This window comes from Pseudomonas medicaginis (assembly GCF_965119365.1).
Lineage (GTDB): Bacteria > Pseudomonadota > Gammaproteobacteria > Pseudomonadales > Pseudomonadaceae > Aquipseudomonas.
The window spans coordinates 4509099-4526676 of record NZ_OZ221631.1; the positions used below are offsets into that span (position 1 = coordinate 4509099).

Below are 17578 nucleotides of genomic sequence, written 5' to 3' on the forward strand. Positions count from 1 at the left end.
ATAATCCAGAGAGCGCAGTTCTGAACGAGGCATGGGGAGGTCCGTATCCCCGGGAAAAACTGCGAAGCTGTTCTCAGCTCTTTTGTCCGGAGTCGATTTTTATCGCACGAGAATGGACGAACCCGGTCGCATGCATAATTGTCAACACGGTGACCCAGGTTCCATTATTCCCGTGATGCCGCTTCACCTGATCGCCCCAACGCGTCAAGCAGACGCCCACAAGGAACGTTCCATGCCCGCAAGCTCCGGCCCCGCCAGCGCCTCTTCATTGCCGCAAGCCACCGGCTTCGTCCGGGTACGTGGCGCCCGCGAACACAACCTCAAGAACGTCGACGTGGACATCCCCCGCGATGCCCTGGTGGTATTCACCGGTGTGTCGGGCTCCGGCAAGTCGTCGCTGGCCTTCTCCACGCTCTATGCCGAAGCCCAACGTCGCTACTTCGAGTCCGTCGCACCCTACGCGCGACGCCTGATCGACCAGGTGGGTGTGCCGGACGTGGACAGCATCGAGGGCCTGCCCCCGGCAGTCGCCTTGCAGCAACAACGGGGCAGCCCCAGCGCACGCTCGTCGGTGGGCAGCGTCACCACCTTGTCGAGCCTGATTCGCATGCTCTACTCCCGCGCCGGCAGCTACCCGGCCGACCAACCGATGCTCTACGCCGAGGACTTCTCGCCCAACACGCCACAGGGCGCCTGCCAGGAATGCCACGGCCTGGGTCGGGTCTACGAAGTGACTGAAGCCTCCATGGTGCCAGACCCGTCGCTGACCATCCGCGAGCGTGCCGTGGCCGCCTGGCCCATGGCCTGGCAAGGCCAGAACCTGCGGGACATCCTCGTGACCCTGGGTTATGACGTCGACATCCCCTGGCGCGACCTGCCGAAAAAGCAAAGGGACTGGATCCTTTTCACCGAAGAAACCCCGACCGTTCCGGTGTACGCAGGACTGACGCCGGCCCAGACCCGCGCCGCCCTCAAGCGCAAACTCGAACCCAGTTACCAGGGCACGTTCAGCGGCGCCCGGCGCTACCTGCTGCACACTTTCATGCATTCCCAAAGCGCCCAGATGCGCAAACGCGTGGCGCAATACATGCGCGCCAGCCCCTGCCCCCTGTGCGAAGGCAAGCGCCTCAAACGCCAGGCGCTGACCGTGACCTTTGCCGGCCTGGACATCGCCGAGCTGTCACACCTGCCGCTGCTCGAACTGGCCGAGGTACTCAAGCGGGTCCTGGCACCCGACTACCTTGCACACGCCGAAGAGACGGGGGACGTCCTCAGCCACCGGCAAACACGAGAGGCCCGTGAGCAACGTGCTGCCAGGGGCGACAACCCCCATGCAGGCGGCCCCGACGCCCGCCATACACCCAACCTATCCCTGGAGAAACGCCTGACCGCCCAGCGCATCGCCGCCGAACTGCTGGAACGGATCACCACCCTGATCGACCTGGGTCTGGGCTATCTCGCCCTGGAGCGCAGCACACCGACACTGTCCTCCGGCGAGTTGCAACGCCTGCGCCTGGCGACCCAGCTCAACTCCCAGTTATTCGGGGTGATCTACGTGCTGGACGAACCTTCCGCCGGCCTGCATCCGGCCGATAGCGAAGCGCTGTTTGGCGCCCTGCAACGCCTCAAGGCAGCGGGCAACTCGGTGTTTGTGGTCGAACATGACCTCGATACCATGCGCCGCGCCGACTGGCTCATCGACGTCGGCCCGGACGCCGGCGAACAAGGCGGCAAAGTCCTCTACAGCGGTCCGCCGGCAGGCCTTGGCCAGGTGCCGGAATCACGCACCCGCGCCTACCTGTTTGGCGAAGAAAAAGCCGCTGCTCATAGTCCCCGAACGCCCAAGGCCTGGCTGTGCCTGGAAGGCATCACCCGCAACAACCTCGACAATTTGAGCGCGGCCTTCCCCTTGGGCTGCTTCACCGCCGTGACCGGTATCTCAGGCTCAGGCAAATCCAGCCTCGTCAGCCAGGCTCTGCTGGATCTGGTCGGCGCCCACCTGGGCCAGGCCAGCCCCAACGCCGAACCCGATGAGCAAAGCCTGGAAGACGAACCCCTGCAAACCAGCGCCGGGCGGGTTACCGCCGGGCTCGACGCGGTCAAGCGACTGGTCCAGGTGGACCAAAAACCCATCGGCCGCACCCCGCGCTCAAACCTGGCCACTTACACCGGCTTGTTCGATCACGTGCGCAAATTGTTCGCCGCGACAGAACAGGCGCAGGCAATGGGATTCGATGCCGGGCGGTTTTCCTTCAACGTTGCCAAGGGTCGCTGCGAGACCTGTGAAGGTGAAGGCTTCGTCAGCGTGGAGTTGTTGTTCATGCCCAGCGTGTACGCCCCCTGCCCCACCTGTCACGGCGCGCGCTACAACCCGCAGACCCTGGAGGTACGCTGGCAGGGCCTGGACATTTCCCAGGTGTTGCAACTGACCGTGAACCAGGCACTCGAGGTGTTTGCCGAGCAGGCGGCGGCCAGGCGCTCGTTACAAGTGCTGCAAGATATCGGACTGGGCTACCTGCGACTGGGCCAACCAGCCACCGAGCTGTCCGGCGGCGAAGCCCAGCGGATCAAGCTGGCGACTGAACTGCAACGCAAGGCCCGGGGGGCGACCTTGTACGTACTGGACGAGCCGACCAATGGGCTGCATCCCCAGGATGTGGATCGTTTGCTGGTGCAGTTGAATCGCCTGGTGGAAGAAGGTCATACGGTGGTTGTGGTGGAGCATGACATGCGCGTGGTGGCGCAGAGTGACTGGGTCATCGATATCGGCCCGGGGGCTGGAGCCGAGGGCGGAAACGTAGTGGCTTGCGGGACTCCGCAGACCGTGGCGAAATGCCGGGAGAGTCGAACAGCCGGGTTTCTGAAGAGGGCATTGCAGCTTGAAGAATAAGGTTTTTTAATGTTTCTCACTCTTGCAAAAAAGCTGTCTATACTGTCCCCCAGTTAATCGTTTCAGTAGTCGAAATTAACTACGGCCTCAGGGCAATGGCTGAGGTTGCACAGGCAAGGACGTAAAATGACATCACCCCAGTTGAGAGAGCAGGCATTACATCGTGGGATGAGGGGTTATTATCGTGATTTGAAGCGAACCCCGATGAACTGGACAATTCCACCTTATATTCCACTCCCCCTTACAGCCCCGCTAGCGACCACAAAACGGCGTGAAGTTGATGCGGGCGTTGTAAAACTTTCCTCCTCCGCTTGGCGAATATCAAGGTGACGTACCTGACTGCACAAAGGTATTCACATTAATATTTTCGAGCGCAACCATTATGCTCAAGCCCATTTCAAGCCACCTGTTCAATTTAATTCAAGAGGTGGAAAATAACATCCAAGGAAAGAGCCACGACGAGTACACCGAGATATTGGGTTGGATGTTCTCGAAACTAGGGCTTGAAAAATTTGCTTATGTTCATCTGGATTCAATGCCCTTCGATAATTCAAAAGTATCCATCCACAGCAATTATCCCGCCGAATGGGTAGACACCTACCGTAAGAACTCTCTTCACAAATCAGATCCCGTCATGGCCAACACAGCCATTACCGCCACGCCTTTCTTCTGGGATGAAATCCCACAGGAAATAGACAACAATCCGGAAATATTCGATCAGTCCGCCTCTTATGGCATCAAGCAAGGGTTCACCATTCCGATCCACGAACCCGGCAGATCGTTCGGCTCTATTCATCTGTCATCGGAAGAAAACGATCCCGACTTCCCAATCATTGTTCGGGAGAACATGGTCATCATCCAAACACTCAGTATCATCGCCAACCAGCACCGCCCGGTTGAGACCGGCGTAGAGAGCACGCTCAAGCTATCACCCCGGGAAACTGAATTCTTGCGTTGGCTTGCACTGGGAAAAAACTATAAGGAAATCGGCCTGATCATGAACATCACTGAACGCACGGTAAAATTTCATGCCAGGCAGATGACTGAAAAAATGGAATGCACCAACGTCAAGCAAGCCATGTTCAAAGCAGCGCAATTAAGTCTCATCTAAATAACGATCTCCGTTAGACCTTACTTACCTGCCCTGTTCTGGTGTTGATCCTGTTGCTCGAGTCCGACGCCCTTCGGCGTCAAACATGCAAGCGCCGTCACGTAAAGGTCACCTGCGATGCGATATTGAAAAGCATGCCACACGCGAACAACCCAATGACCAGGGAAATGGCTCGATTCAACAATCGTCCCGATACAATCGCGTGAAACTTTCGACCACAAAAAGCCCCCCCTGCGATCCACACCAGCCCTACCGGGAAAATAATGGCTGAAAATAACAACATGAATGACAGCCAGTTATCCAACGACAAGAATGTGCCCGTTGGTGCAACGAAGGAAACAAAGAACAGCCCCTTGGGATTTGTCAGCGTTGCGACAAACAGATCCGCAACGCTAATACCCATCGTTGCGCCAGGTGCATGATCTTTTACCGAGAACCAAAGCTTCAAGGAAATATAAAACAAAAAGCACACGGCAAACACCTTGGTCGCGATCACCACCCACGAGTGATCGGCCATCAGCAAGTCAATGAATACCCCCCACAGCGTCATCTGTATCACATAAGCCGACCATTCCGCTGCGACAAAGCGCATCGAGAGCGTGTTGAGGCCTCTGGTTATACCGATTTGCAGCAACAATGAGTTCGTCGGCCCCGGCACCAACAGTACGGTCAACAACGAAAGCGCAATATAATTCATAGCATCCATCCATATTCAGAAGCCTGCAGGCCAACTTTCAGGGCCCGATCGTTCCATCATCTTTCCACATGACTTCAAGCACGAGCCAAGTGAAGTCAAATTCGAATCACAGGGGATCACCTCTCCAAGTCATACGAAGTCATACAACCAACTTAATAGAGCAGAAACACTAGACCAACATCAATGTGCCACACACTAATTTCCGCCCCGCCAATGGATATTTCTCGGACTCACGAGAACCCCATCAGCCGAGGAAGGAGAGACTAGACAACCCGCACTCAACGACCGCTTGAGAAAGGGCTTCAAGCTACCTCTTAATGCGTCAATTTTTTGAATCGAAAAATATCAATCAGTTATGTTCGCAGCTTTCGAAACGTCAAAAAAAAGCACAACAAACGCCATTTCAATTTACTCAAATAATACCAGCTCGCCACCATGCAAAATCTGTACTTTTTTGGATTCGCAGCGATACAAAACTCCACAACTAACGAGTCTCCTCACAATTATAATCCTGCGACAGAAGCAGACCCACTAATTAGGCTGTGCACTCTACAAATCAAAGACTGTACTTTAGGACAGTTGAAATACCTTAGTGCAAAGTTAACAGTAGCTCCACCTGCAGCCAAGAAGTCGCATTCATGAACTACTCCTCATGCACCTATGATTTTTCCGGCGTAACCACCAGCATCGCAAGCTACTCAAAAGTCCCACTCAAAATCCTCGAACAAATTCTGTCCATTCGCAAACTTGCTTTTATTGACCGAAAGAAGTGGGATATTGAAAGCTATCAAGGCAGTGACTATGAGTGGGATGAATACGACGACTCCGACGCCATCTATATCTACGCCCATCAAAACGACCGAGTCACCGGCTGTGTTCGACTACGCCCTTCCAGCAAACCCACACTGATGAGCGGCCCCTTGAGTTTTATCCTTCCGGCCGAAGAAACCAGACCGTGCCTGGACAAATGTTGGGAAGCCACAAGATTTGCACTTTCGGACGACAATTTCGTTACAGGAAAACTCACTCGAGCTAGTGTAGACATTCGCACAGCGGCACTTTTCCTGTCAATGATTAAGTTCGCCCAACAACAAAAAATTCACACGTATGAAATTGTTGTAGACACCCTGATGGAAAAAATCCTGAAACGTTCAGGATGGGCAGTTGAAAGACTCAATACGGCATTAGGCTCGAAAGGAGAAAGCATCATCTACGGCACATTGCCTTGCACCCTCAACGCGTATGAAGAAGTTCTCAGCAAGAACGCGATCAACAAAGCCATCATCTTTAATAAAGACGCCATGAAATACCGCTCGTCAGATACACTCCCTACCTCCCTGGTCATTGCCCACGCACTCCCAGGTCGAAACATTCCAGCAACGAGACTCGTGCACACTGAGCTGCAGTTATAATCAAACACTTGGATGATTTTGGAGAAAGGATGAACCTACAACGATTATTCCCGCACGTTGGCAAAGTGATTGCCAGCACAGGTAGCCGCAACTTCCCTCGCCTGTTGCATGACCTGATACTCACGGAAATACCCGTGGACGCCACGCATATTACCGAACAACGAATCGGCACCAGTAACATGTCTGAACCCAGCACTTCCAGCCTGGGCTGCGTCGGCATGGACAGCGCCTGCGTCGACGCGCTCATGGACGCTCATAGTACCAAGCCTTTTTTCCTCGCCGACGATATTCTCTTTGAAGACGCACCTCCGCAAAAAATGCCCAACTTTTCCCGATGCCTGCTAAAAAGCGAGCGCTCGGAAAAAATGCCTGGCTATAACACCACTACACAGTTACACCTGGCGACCAGAAAGAATGGTCGTCGTTATGTACTGTCCATATACCGCTCGCCACTTTCAAAGGGATTTTCTGCGCAGGAACATGCGTTGCTAAAAGATTTCTCTTGCCTGCTATTGCCCATGGTCGAAGAGCATGTGGCTGCCCTTGTTCCACCGGAGTCCACTCGTCAGGACCCCTTCCTGGCCTTGGACGCCTCGGAAAACGGCGGCATGGAAGCCCTGCGCCAACGGTTCGCCGATCGGCTGCTTTTATCGGGTTTGAGTTTGTCTTCTCGCGAAACGGAAGTGTGCGTGGGTCTGTTGGCCGGACGCACCGCTCCCGAACTTGCCGAACAACTGAACCTGAAAGTCAACACCGTCGAAAGTTACCTGAAGCGCGCAGCCATAAAGATGGGTATTGGCGGGCGTCGTTCGCTGATCCGCTGGATGCATTCAATGGATGCCACTCCGGCTCACTTGGAATGGAATGGCAATAACGCGATTCAACAGGCCGTATGAACCTACCCCCAACGATTGCTCGTTCGTTGACCGAATGAGTATCTGTTGGGGGAATATGGACTCCCCTCATGCCTTTTCCACCGCCCTTTCTTCCATCGGTGCTTGAGTACGACGCTTCAGCCATTGCAACGCATCGTCCACGTAAGTAAAAATCACCGGTACCACCAATAGACTCAACAGCGTTGACGTCAACAATCCTCCCATCACCACCACGGCCATCGGTTGCCTGAAACTCGGGTCCTCGCCCATGCCCATTGCTGTCGGCAACATGCCTGCGCCCATCGCAATGGTGGTCATCAGGATCGGACGGGCACGCTTGTGGCAAGCATCCATCAATGCCTCGTATCGACCCAGGCCATAATCGCGGCGGGCCATGATGGCGTACTCCACCAACAGGATGGAGTTCTTGGTCACGATGCCCATCAGCATCAACAAGCCGATGACCGATGGCAGGGAAAAACTGAAATTGCACACCAGCAAGGCCAACAACGCGCCACCCAGCGAGAGCGGCAGCGCCGAAAGAATCGTGGCCGGTTGCAAGAAATCGTGAAACAGCAACACCAGGACCGAATAGATACAAAACACGCCGATGGCCATGGCCAGGCTGAAGCTGGCGAACAGCTCCGTCATCAGTTGCAACTCGCCCTGCTCCACCCGTTTCACTTCGGCTGGCAAGTTGCGCATTACCGGCAGTTGGCGAGCCTCGGCCATGACCTCGCCCAGATTGCGACCATTGAGTTCGACCGACAGGGTGACATTACGCAGGCGATCCAGCCGGCTGATTTGCGCCGGCCCGCTGCCCATGCCGATCTCCCCCAACGAGGCCAGGGCAACCTGGCCGTCTCGACCGGTCACCCGCAGTTGGCTGATCGCCTGCAAATCGTCGCGCAACAGCGAGTCCATGCGCACCCGCACGTCCACTTGACGCTGGGATAAATTGATCTTGCCCAGTTGCGAGGAATATTCGCCGTAAGTCGCCATGCGCAAGGTATCGGCGATGTCCTGGCTGGTGATCCCCAGCTCCGCGGCCCGGGCAAAATCCGGTCGCATCTGGATTTCCGGCCGTTGCAAGGCGCTGCTGGACGAGACATTGCCGATCCCGCGCAGCTCACGCAGTTGGGGCTCAAGGGCGCTTGCCGTACGCTCCAGCAGATCGCCGTCATCGCTGGCAAGCACAATATCGAGCTTCTCTCCGCTGCCATCGCCGCCAACGTTGATGCGTACACCCGGGAGGGTGTGCAATAGCTGGCGCATCTGCGCTTCGACCTCCACCTGCTTGCGATCGCGCGTCTCCCGGGACGCCAACTCCACCGTCAGGACTGCATCGCCGGCGCCGGTGATGTCGGCGGGCCCTGCGCCCGAATGGCTGACGGTTCCCACCGAGCTGAACACATGCACGACATCGGGCAGCTCGAGCAGCCGCTCGCTGGCCTGCAACACCATCGCGGTGGTGTGTTCCAACGTCGTTCCCGGCGGCAACTCCAAGGTGATTTTGCTGCGACCGGTGTCCTGCGCTGGCAGAAAGCTGGTGGGTAACAAGGGGACCAATGCCAGGGCGGCGACGAAGCACAGGCCTGCCAGGCATATCGTCGTCTTGCGCCGAGTCAGGCTGGCGTGGATCCAGCCCAGGTAGCGGGTCATCAACGGGCTGTCCCGGTCGGTTTCGTTCCTTGCCTTGAGGAAATAAGCTGCCATCATCGGCGTCAGCAGCCGCGCCACCAGCAATGAAAACAACAGCGCAACCGACGCCGTCACGCCGAACTGGCGGAACAGTTTCCCGGCGATCCCCCCCATGAACGCCGTGGGCAGGAACACCGCGACCAGGGTGACCGTCGTGGCGAGCACCGCCAGGCCGATTTCATCCGCAGCCTCGATGGCGGCCTGACGCGGGGTCTTGCCCATGCGCAAGTGCCGCGCAATGTTCTCGATCTCGACGATGGCATCGTCCACCAGCACACCGATGACCAGGGCCAGGGCCAGCAGGGAAACGGAGTTGAGGGTAAACCCGGCCAGGTACATCACCCCAAAGGTAGGGATAATCGACAACGGCAGTGCCGTGGCGACGATAAGCGTGGCGCGCCAGTCCCGCAGGAACCACCAGACCACCAGCACCGCCAACAGCATGCCTTCGTACAGCAAATTCATCGAGTCGTGATAATTGGCGAGCACAGCGCCAACCGTGTCGCTGACCTCAGCGATCTGCACGTTGGGATGCTGTTTCTCAAACGCGGCCATGGCCTTGCGCACATCATTGGCGACGCCGACATCGGAGAACCCCAGGGAACGGGTGATCTGGAAACCGATCACCGGCCTGCCGTCGCGAAACGCCCGGGTGCTGCGTTCGGCGTGGGTGTCACGAATGTCGGCCAACTGCCCCAGGGCGAGCAGGCGCCCGTCGCCGCTGGGAATGTCGATAGCGCCGAGGGCTGCCGGATCGTCAATCGCACCCAAGGTACGCATGGCTTGCTGGCCGCTGCCCAGGTTGCCCTGGCCGCCGGAGTTGTCCTTCTGCATGGCCCGCAACTGGTTGGCAACGTCCGAGACACGAATGCCCAGGCCTGCCATCAGTGCCGGGTCGAGATTGACCTGGACTTCCCGGTCGACCCCGCCCATGCGCCCGATCATGGCCACCCCAGGCACCGCCAGCAACTGTTTGCTCAACTCATTGTCGACGAACCAGGACAAGGCTTCTTCATCCAGGTTGTCGGAGTCGATGACATAGGTGAGCAACGCCGAGGCACTGGTGGTCAGCCGGGAGACCGAGGGTGTATCAAGGCTCGCCGGCAGTTGTGCCATGGCACTGTCGACCGCGTTGCGCACCTCGTTGAGCGCCTCGTTGCCATCCTTGTCGATGTCAAAGCTGACGTTGATGTTGACGGCGCCGTCGGTGATGCTCGTCGTCACGTGCTTGAGCAGGCGCAGGGACGTCAGCTTGTCCTCGATCTTGCGTGCCACTTCCGTTTCCAGTTGCTCCGGAGCCGCGCCTTCCAGCGAGGCGCTGATCACCACCACTGGCAGGTCCATGTCGGGGAAATCCTGGATGGCGAGCTTCTCGAAACCCGACAGGCCAAAGAGCGTCAGCAAGATGAACAGCATGACGGCCGGGACCGGATGGCGGATCGACAAGGCGGAAATGTTCATGGCTGGGCGACCTGGGATTGAACGAGGGTCACGCTCGCGCCATCGTTGAGGAACGCACCGCCGGCCCGCACGATGCGCGCGGGCTCGTCGAGGCCGCTGAGGATCTCCACGGCCTGATGCATGCGCCGGCCGACCACCACCGGCCGCTGGACCACACGCATGTCGTCATTGAGCGTGAACACATAGGAACGCCCGTCCCGCAGGATGACGGCCGTATCCGGTACCGTGACAGCCTCGCGCGGTGCCAGTTCGATTTGGCCACTGGCATACATGCCGGCCTGGGCGGCGCTGTCGGTCGGCAGGGAAACGTAGACCAGTGCCCGGCTGGTCTTGGTATTCAACGTGGGCGATACCAGCCGTACACGGCCTTCCAGGCGCTGGCCATCGGGTAATGTCATGCGGGCGACCTGGCCAGCCCGCACTTGGGCCAGTTGGCGGGCATCCAACTCGGCCTGCCATTCGATGCGGCCGTCGCGCACCATGCGAAACAGCTCGTCGCCGGCGGTCAGCACCTTGCCGAGCAATGCGGTGCGGGCCGAAATAATGCCATCGTCCACAGCGACGATACGGGTCTGTCCGAGCCTGATGCGCGTACTCTGCAATTCGGCGCGGGCGCTGGCGAGGTCCGCTTCGGCGAGCGCGACCTTGATCCGATAGTCTTCGCGCTGTTGCTCCGACAACGCCCCGCCCTGTCCCACGACCCGGGCCCGCCGGTCATTGGAGCGGGCCTGTTCCAGGTTGGCGTTGGCCTGGGCGAGGAGCGCCTTCTGCTTGTTTTCCTCGGCAATCACCGTTTCGCTGGCCAGCGTGGCGAGTAATTGGCCCTTCTTCACGCGGCTGCCCACATCGGCTTCGATGCTGGCGATGCGCAAGTTGCTGGTCTCGGCATTGATGACTGCCTCCTGCCAGGGTGCGAGCGCGCCATTGGCAAACAGCAATTGCGGCCAGATCTGGCGTTGCGCCTGAACGACTTCCACGCTCAAGCTGCTGACCCGGGGGGCGGCCTCGACCGGTTCAGCGCCTCGGCGAAAATAGATCAACGCCACCACGATCGCGCACACCATGATTGTCAACGCGACGTTGCCTGGTCTGGACCTCACGCGCCGTCTCCGCCCAATGCCCGACTCTGCGCCAGGGGTTGACCGGCCTGCCAACCCCCTCCCAATGCCTTGTACAGGGCGATCCAGTAGCGCACTTGATTCTGTTGCAAGGTGATCAATTCGATCTCGGCTGTCAGCGCCTGGCGGCGTGCGGTTTCGCGGTCGAGCAGGCTGACGTTGCCGGCCTGCCAACTGCGATTGATGGCCTCGAAGGATTCCCGGAACCCGGCGGTGGACCGCTCCACATCCGACTCCCGGCGCCGTGCCGCATCGAGACGCACCAGGGCCTGTTCCACTTCCATCACACTGGTGCGCAACGTTTGGCGATAGACCGCCAGGGTCGCGTCATAGGAGGCCTTGGCGCTCTCCGCCGCCGCGCGTCGCTTGCCACCGTCGAACAATGGAATCGACAGCACCGGGCCCAGGGACCAGGAGCGGTTGCGCTGGCCCACCATGGAGCCCACGGAAATCGTTCCGGAAAGACTCAGGCTCGGCAGGCGATCGGCCTGGGCCACGCCGATCTCGGCATTCGCCGCCGCCAGCTCGCGCTCGCGGGAGGCGACATCCGGGCGCTGGCGCAGCAAGTCGGCCGGAATCTGTTGCACATCGAGTTCGGCCGGCTGCGGCAGTTGCGCCGGCGTGTGACCGAGCACCTCCAGCAGTCGCCCTTCATCACTGCCTGTCAGCGCCACCAGGCTCTTGAGCAGCACCTGGCACTCACTCTGCTGCTGGACGAGGGTTGCGGCGCTGCTGGCGGCACTGGCATCGGCCAGCGCGGCGTCGGCGGAGGACGTGAAACCCGCCCCGTACGACTGACGCGTGATGCGCGCGGTATCTTGTTGTGACTGGGCCTGGTCGCGGTAGGCCAGTACCAACTTCTGGCATCCCCGGTATTGCACGTAGTCATCACCGACCTGGGCCGCCAGCGACACCCTCGCGTCATGCCAGTCATCCACCCGCGCCTCGACGCGAGCGCTGGCCGCTTCATTGTTGCGACTCAACTTGCCAAACAGATCCAGCTCCCAGGCGGCATCCATCGTCGCCGAAGAACCTGAGCCCCCCAGGCGTTCAGAACCGGTCTGCTGCCCGCCTCGGCCACCTGACAGCCTGCCGTCGAACGTGGGCAAGGCATCGGCGGCGTCACTGTTGGCGGTCGCACGGGCCAGCGAGATATTGGCCCAGGCCTGGTCCATGGACGGGCTATCGGCTTCGGCCAGGCGCAAAAGCTCGGCCAGCGCCGGGTCATCGAATTGCCGCCACCAGTCGGCCAACGCCGCCACCGACGCACCATGGGGCAGTGGTGCCTGCCATTTGGCGGCGATCGGAACGTCCGGCACCCGATAGTCAGGACCCAATACGCAGCCACTCAAGGCCACCGCACACAGTGTCACCAGCAATAGGCTCTCTGGAGGCTTGAAGACATGCATAGCGTTCTCTAAGGGTGTCAAAGGTGGAGACAGCAAGGCACCCGGCACCGGCACAGCTCAGGGAGGTGGCAGATTATTAACGATGGCTCGACGAGGCTCGTGTGGCAGTTATTTAACCCCGCACCCGTTCCGATGTCTGGCGTGGAAATTGGGGACAGCTGCCGGCTGGAAAACTCGCGATAACGACGGGGGCCTGTTGAAATGAGCTCGACCTGCCCAGTAATGGCTGCACGTGCTGACGAGCATGAATGGCCCCACTCGGTTCACGCTCCTTCGCCAATGGATGATCGAATATGGAAGCACTCACTTACCTCGAGAACATCGAGTCGAACGCACGTACCTATGCGCAGACTTTCCAGCGCCTGTTCGTCAGCGGCAAGGGCATGCGTATCAAGGACGCCAGCGGCCAGGAGTTCCTCGATTGCCTGTCGAACGCCGGGACACTGGCCCTCGGGCATAACCCGCCCGAAGTCAGGGATGCGGTGATGCGCTTCCTCGACAGCGATCACCTGCAGCAGGCACTGGACCTGGCCACGCCGGCCAAGCATGCGTTCGTGCAGGAGCTGTTCTCGCTGCTGCCGGCGAAAATGCGGGACACCAGCAAGATTCTCTTCTGCGGGCCCAGCGGGTCGGATGCCGTCGAGGCCGCCATCAAGTTGGCCCGCCACTACACCAAACGCTCGCCATTGATGGCGTTCCACGGCGGTTACCACGGGATGACGGCCGGCGCACTGTCGGCGATGGGCAAACTGTCGCCCAAGACCGGCGATGGCTTGATTGCCCAAGGCACGCACTTTCTTCCCTTCCCCTATCGATTTCGATGCCCGTTCGGCACGAATGGCGAGCACACCGATCAATTGTCCATCGACTACATCCGTACCGTCCTCTCGGACCCCGAGGGCGGCGTCGCCAAACCGGCGGCGGTCATCGTCGAGGTGGTGCAAGGCGAAGGCGGCTGCATCCCGGCCTCGGCCAACTGGCTGCGGGCCCTGCGGGAAATCACCCTGGAGCAGGACATCCTGCTGATCGTCGACGAAGTCCAGACCGGCCTGGGCCGCACTGGTAGCACATTCGCCATCGAGCATGCCGGCATCGTCCCCGACATCCTGGTGCTGTCCAAAGCCATCGGCGGTGGCTACCCACTGGCGGTGATCGTGTACGCCGAACATCTGGATACCTGGGGGCCTGGCATGCATGCGGGGACCTTCCGCGGCAATCAGGTCGCGATGGTTGCCGGCGCGGCCACCATGCAGCAAATCAGGAAAGACCAGCTCGTCGCCCATGCCGCGCGGATGGGTGAGCGACTGCACAGCGGCCTGCAGGAGATTGCGCAGCGTTTTCCATTCATTGGCGACATCCGCGGTCGCGGATTGATGATCGGTGTGGAAATCACCAAGCCGGCCGACAACCAGCGCGCCGGCCAGGCTGACGGCGCCCGTGCACACGCCATCAAGCTCAACTGCTTCGACAATGGCTTGATGATGGAAACCGGCGGGCGCCATGGCGCGGTGCTCAGGTTCCTGCCGCCCCTGACCATCACCGAGACCGAAGTCGGCATGGTGCTGGACCGCTTCGAACAGGCGCTCGGGAAGGTCGGCGAGACGCGCCCGCTTGCCGCACGCGAAGCGGTATAGAACGGCCAGGCACCCTCATGTGGCGGGGAGCTTGAGCTTGCTCCCTCGCCACAGGGTCCTGTGTTGGCAGCCTTGGTCAGTCGCGTGCCAATGCATTGATCGGATCGAGCCGCGCGGCATTGCGCGCGGGCACGAAGCCGAACACGATCCCGATCAGGGTCGAACAGACGACAGCCGTGATGATCGATCCCATCGAGAACACCATCTGCCACTCTTTGACGAAGATCGAAAAGACGTAGCCGATACCAAACGACAAGGCGATGCCAATCGTGCCACCCATCAGGCACACCATCACCGCTTCCACCAGGAACTGCTGGCGGATATCCGACTGGCGAGCACCGACGGCCATGCGAATACCGATCTCACGGGTACGTTCGGTCACCGAAACGAGCATGATGTTCATCACACCGATGCCACCCACCACCAGCGAGATGATCGCAATCAACGAGAGCAACAGCGCCAGGGACTGGCTGGTTTTCTGCACCGTCTGCAGCACGCTGTCGAGGTTGTAGGTGAAGAAGTCCTTGATGCCATGGCGTTGGGTCAGGAGCTTGACGACGTTGTCTTCCACGACCTTGCTCGGTTGCCCGTCCTTTATCCGCACCGTGATGCTGTCCAGGAATCGCTGGCCCAGCAGTCGGCCTGCCGCCGTCTCATAGGGCATCCAGACGTTCAGGTTCTTGTTGGTATTGAACACGCTCTTGCGGTCTTCAGTGACGCCAATGACCGTGCACGGCAGGTTGTCGATGAGGATCACCTTGCCCAACGGGTCGGTGTTCGGGCCGAACAGCCGTTGGCGGGTATTGTGGTCGATCACCACCACTTGTGACTGCCGCCGGGCGTCGTCCTTGCTGAACGCGACGCCGGAGCCGATCTTGATCCCGCGAACCTGGAAATAGCTCTCGCTGACACCGTTGACGGTCGCGTTGACGTCGATGTTTTCAAAGCGCAATAGCAGATTGCGGCCTACGTTGGGGGTCGCGCTGTCGATGTAATACTGATCGCTCAGGGCCGTCACGTCGGACAACACCAGGGTTTCGATCGCCGTCGAGCGACTGTCCCCCCAGTCGGCCCCGGGCATGATCTCGATCGTATTGCTGCCAATCGCCTGGATGTCCTTCAGGACATACTCCTTGACCCCTTCGCCGATGGCCACGATCGAGACCACCGAGGTGATGCCGATAATGATGCCCAACATGGTCAGCAGGGTGCGCATGCGATGGGACACCAGCGCCACCCAGGCCATGTTGAACGCTTCGCTGAACAGGCCAAAGCTGGCGAGCAGGCCATTGGCCGGCTTGACCTTGGCCGGACGTGTGCCCTGCGGCGCCTGATCCTCCAGCGGTTGCTGCGGATTGGGCCGATCGCTGACGATCTCGCCGTCACGGATCTCGATGATGCGCTGGGCGTGGGCCGCCACTTTCTCATCGTGGGTCACGATGATAACCGTGTGCCCCGCCCGGTTGAGCTCCAGCAGGATCTTCATCACTTCCTTGCCGCTGGTGGTGTCCAACGCCCCGGTGGGTTCGTCCGCCAGAATGATGTCGCCGCCGTTCATGAGGGCCCTGGCGATACTCACCCGTTGTTGCTGACCACCCGAGAGTTGGCTGGGTCGATTGCTCAAGTGCCCCACCAATCCCAGACGCTTCAACAACTCCCCGGCACGACTGTGCCGTTGGGACTCGGCGGCGCCGGCATAAATCGCCGGCATTTCGACGTTGTGCAAAGCGCTCAGGTGCGGCAGCAAATGGTAGCGCTGGAAAATGAAACCGAAGTGGTCACGACGCAGGACCGCCAGTTCCTGATCGTTCATCGAACCGGTTTCGCACCCGTCCACCTTGTAGCTTCCGGCGCTCGGATGGTCCAGGCAGCCGAGCACGTTCATCAAGGTCGACTTGCCGGAGCCGGACGCCCCGGTGATCGCGACCACCTCACCGGCATTGATCGTGAGGTTGATGTCCTTGAGGGCGATGAAGGCCTTTTCGCCAGCCATGAAGCTGCGGGTAATGCCCTTGAGTTCCAGCAATGGTCGGGTCATGGTCAGGCTCCCGCCACGGCCGGGGTCGGCTCGCCGATGACAACCTTGTCACCTTCGGCCAGGCCATCCTTGATCTCGGCCCTGACGTTGTTGTTGATGCCCATGCGCACGTTACGCGGCTGGGCCTTGCCTTCGGCATCCAGCACCCGGACCACGTAGCTGCCATCCTGGTTTTTCGCACCCAGGGCAGCGACGGGAACGGTCAACACGTCCTTGGCCTTGTCCAGGACAATACGGACCTGGGCCGTCATGGAAATGCGCAAGCGATGGTCGGGATTCGGTACGTCGAAAAGGCTGTTGTAGAACACCGCGGTGTTTTGCTTCGGCGTCCCGGCGCTCTGGGTTTCAAGGAAGTTCTGTGGCGCCGGTTCAGTGCCGCGCAGCGTGGCGTAGTAACGCTTTTCCGACTCGCCCAGGATGGTGAAATACACCTCCTGGCCAGGCACGATGTGAATCACGTCGGCTTCCGAGACCTGCGCCTTGACCGTCATGGTATCGAGGTCGGCGAGCTTGAGCAGGACCGGCGCCAGTTGCTCGGCGATCACGGTCTGGCCTTCCTGCGTGACGATCCCCACCACATAGCCGTCGATCGGCGCGACGATGTGGGTGTAGGCCAGGTTCACCCGCGCGGTTTCCACTTGGATGCGGGCGTCCTTGATCTGTGCATTGAGGGAGAGCAGGTTCGCCTCCTCCACCCTGTAGTTGGACTCGGCGGTTTCATACTCCTGTTTGGAGATCGCGTCGTCCGGTTGCAGTTTTCTGTAGCGATCATAGGTGGCCTTGGCGTCCTTGAGTTGCGCCGCCGTGGCCTGCCGCTTGGCCACCAGGTTCTCCTCGTTGACCAGGGCCTGGCGCAAGGAGTTCTGCGCCAGCATCGGGTCGATTTCCGCGAGCCACTGGCCCTTCTTGACCTTGTCGCCCAATTTGACCTTGAGCGATTTCAACTGGCCCGACACCTGGGCACCGACGTCGACCTGTTTGACACCCTGGAGCGTACCGGACGCCAGCACCGCGTTCTCGATGTCCGTGCGCTCGACCATGGCAGTCAGGTACTCCGGCGGTTTGCCCGGCGATTGCGCGCTGTAGAAAATCAGACCGGCCACCACGACCAGTACGAGCACGATAGCGATTTTGCGAAACTTCGACTTTTCCATAAATAACCATGAGTGCGTTGATTTCAGACCCGGCCAACGTGGCGCCGGGTTCCATGGATGCGTGTCAAGGAAGCACCG

The 17578-nt window shown here is 59.6% G+C and carries 11 protein-coding genes; 5 read left to right on the forward strand and 6 right to left on the reverse strand.

Annotated elements, in window-relative coordinates; translation table 11 throughout:
- Positions 1 to 232 precede the first annotated feature (232 nt).
- Both ACMTA2_RS19950 and ACMTA2_RS19955 read left to right on the forward strand, forming a co-directional pair.
- Positions 233 to 2890 carry an excinuclease ABC subunit UvrA gene (locus ACMTA2_RS19950; RefSeq protein WP_413791414.1) on the forward strand — a complete coding sequence of 886 codons (2658 nt, stop codon included), beginning with the start codon at positions 233 to 235 and terminating at the stop codon, positions 2888 to 2890.
- A 382-nt stretch (positions 2891 to 3272) separates the two neighbouring features.
- The gene (locus ACMTA2_RS19955) at positions 3273 to 4001 is read left to right on the forward strand and encodes a helix-turn-helix transcriptional regulator (RefSeq protein ID WP_413791415.1); all 729 of its coding nucleotides are present in this window, start codon (positions 3273 to 3275) and stop codon (positions 3999 to 4001) included.
- A gap of 97 nt (positions 4002 to 4098) precedes the next feature.
- Here the strand turns inward: ACMTA2_RS19955 and ACMTA2_RS19960 are convergent, their stop codons facing one another.
- On the reverse strand, positions 4099 to 4698 hold the full coding sequence (locus tag ACMTA2_RS19960) for a LysE family translocator (protein WP_413791416.1): 600 nt from the start codon (positions 4696 to 4698) through the stop codon (positions 4099 to 4101).
- A 638-nt stretch (positions 4699 to 5336) separates the two neighbouring features.
- On the opposite strand from ACMTA2_RS19960, the gene ACMTA2_RS19965 reads away from it, so the two are divergent.
- Together ACMTA2_RS19965 and ACMTA2_RS19970 are read left to right on the forward strand one after the other, a co-directional pair.
- Positions 5337 to 6110, forward strand: a complete 774-nt coding sequence (locus ACMTA2_RS19965; protein ID WP_413791417.1) for an acyl-homoserine-lactone synthase — start codon at positions 5337 to 5339, stop codon at positions 6108 to 6110.
- Positions 6111 to 6139: 29 nt separating this feature from the next.
- Positions 6140 to 7006, forward strand: coding sequence for a helix-turn-helix domain-containing protein (locus ACMTA2_RS19970; protein WP_413791418.1), 867 nt, complete (start codon positions 6140 to 6142; stop codon positions 7004 to 7006).
- 66 nt (positions 7007 to 7072) lie between these two features.
- Here ACMTA2_RS19970 and ACMTA2_RS19975 read toward each other — a convergent pair whose 3' ends face one another.
- Genes ACMTA2_RS19975 through ACMTA2_RS19985 form a run of 3 tightly spaced genes read right to left on the reverse strand, consistent with a single transcriptional unit; the run spans position 7073 to position 12674 of the window.
- Entirely contained in the window at positions 7073 to 10147 is a 3075-nt protein-coding gene (locus ACMTA2_RS19975) for an efflux RND transporter permease subunit (RefSeq protein WP_413791419.1), read from the reverse strand.
- Positions 10144 to 11247, reverse strand: coding sequence for an efflux RND transporter periplasmic adaptor subunit (locus tag ACMTA2_RS19980; RefSeq protein WP_413791420.1), 1104 nt, complete (start codon positions 11245 to 11247; stop codon positions 10144 to 10146). The genes ACMTA2_RS19975 and ACMTA2_RS19980 overlap by 4 nt, the downstream gene beginning before the upstream one ends.
- A complete protein-coding gene (locus ACMTA2_RS19985) occupies positions 11244 to 12674 on the reverse strand; it encodes an efflux transporter outer membrane subunit (RefSeq protein WP_413791421.1) in 1431 nt (476 codons plus the stop codon). Before ACMTA2_RS19985 ends, ACMTA2_RS19980 begins: the two co-directional genes overlap by 4 nt.
- Before the next feature lie 293 nt (positions 12675 to 12967).
- Here ACMTA2_RS19985 and ACMTA2_RS19990 point away from each other — a divergent pair, with 293 nt between their 5' ends.
- The gene (locus ACMTA2_RS19990; protein WP_413791422.1) at positions 12968 to 14308 is read left to right on the forward strand and encodes a diaminobutyrate--2-oxoglutarate transaminase family protein; all 1341 of its coding nucleotides are present in this window, start codon (positions 12968 to 12970) and stop codon (positions 14306 to 14308) included.
- 76 nt (positions 14309 to 14384) lie between these two features.
- On the opposite strand, the gene ACMTA2_RS19995 is transcribed toward ACMTA2_RS19990, so the two are convergent.
- A complete protein-coding gene (locus ACMTA2_RS19995) occupies positions 14385 to 16346 on the reverse strand; it encodes a MacB family efflux pump subunit (RefSeq protein ID WP_413791423.1) in 1962 nt (653 codons plus the stop codon).
- Between the two features lie 2 nt (positions 16347 to 16348).
- A complete protein-coding gene (macA, locus tag ACMTA2_RS20000) occupies positions 16349 to 17500 on the reverse strand; it encodes a macrolide transporter subunit MacA (protein WP_413791424.1) in 1152 nt (383 codons plus the stop codon).
- Positions 17501 to 17578: the final 78 nt, after the last annotated feature.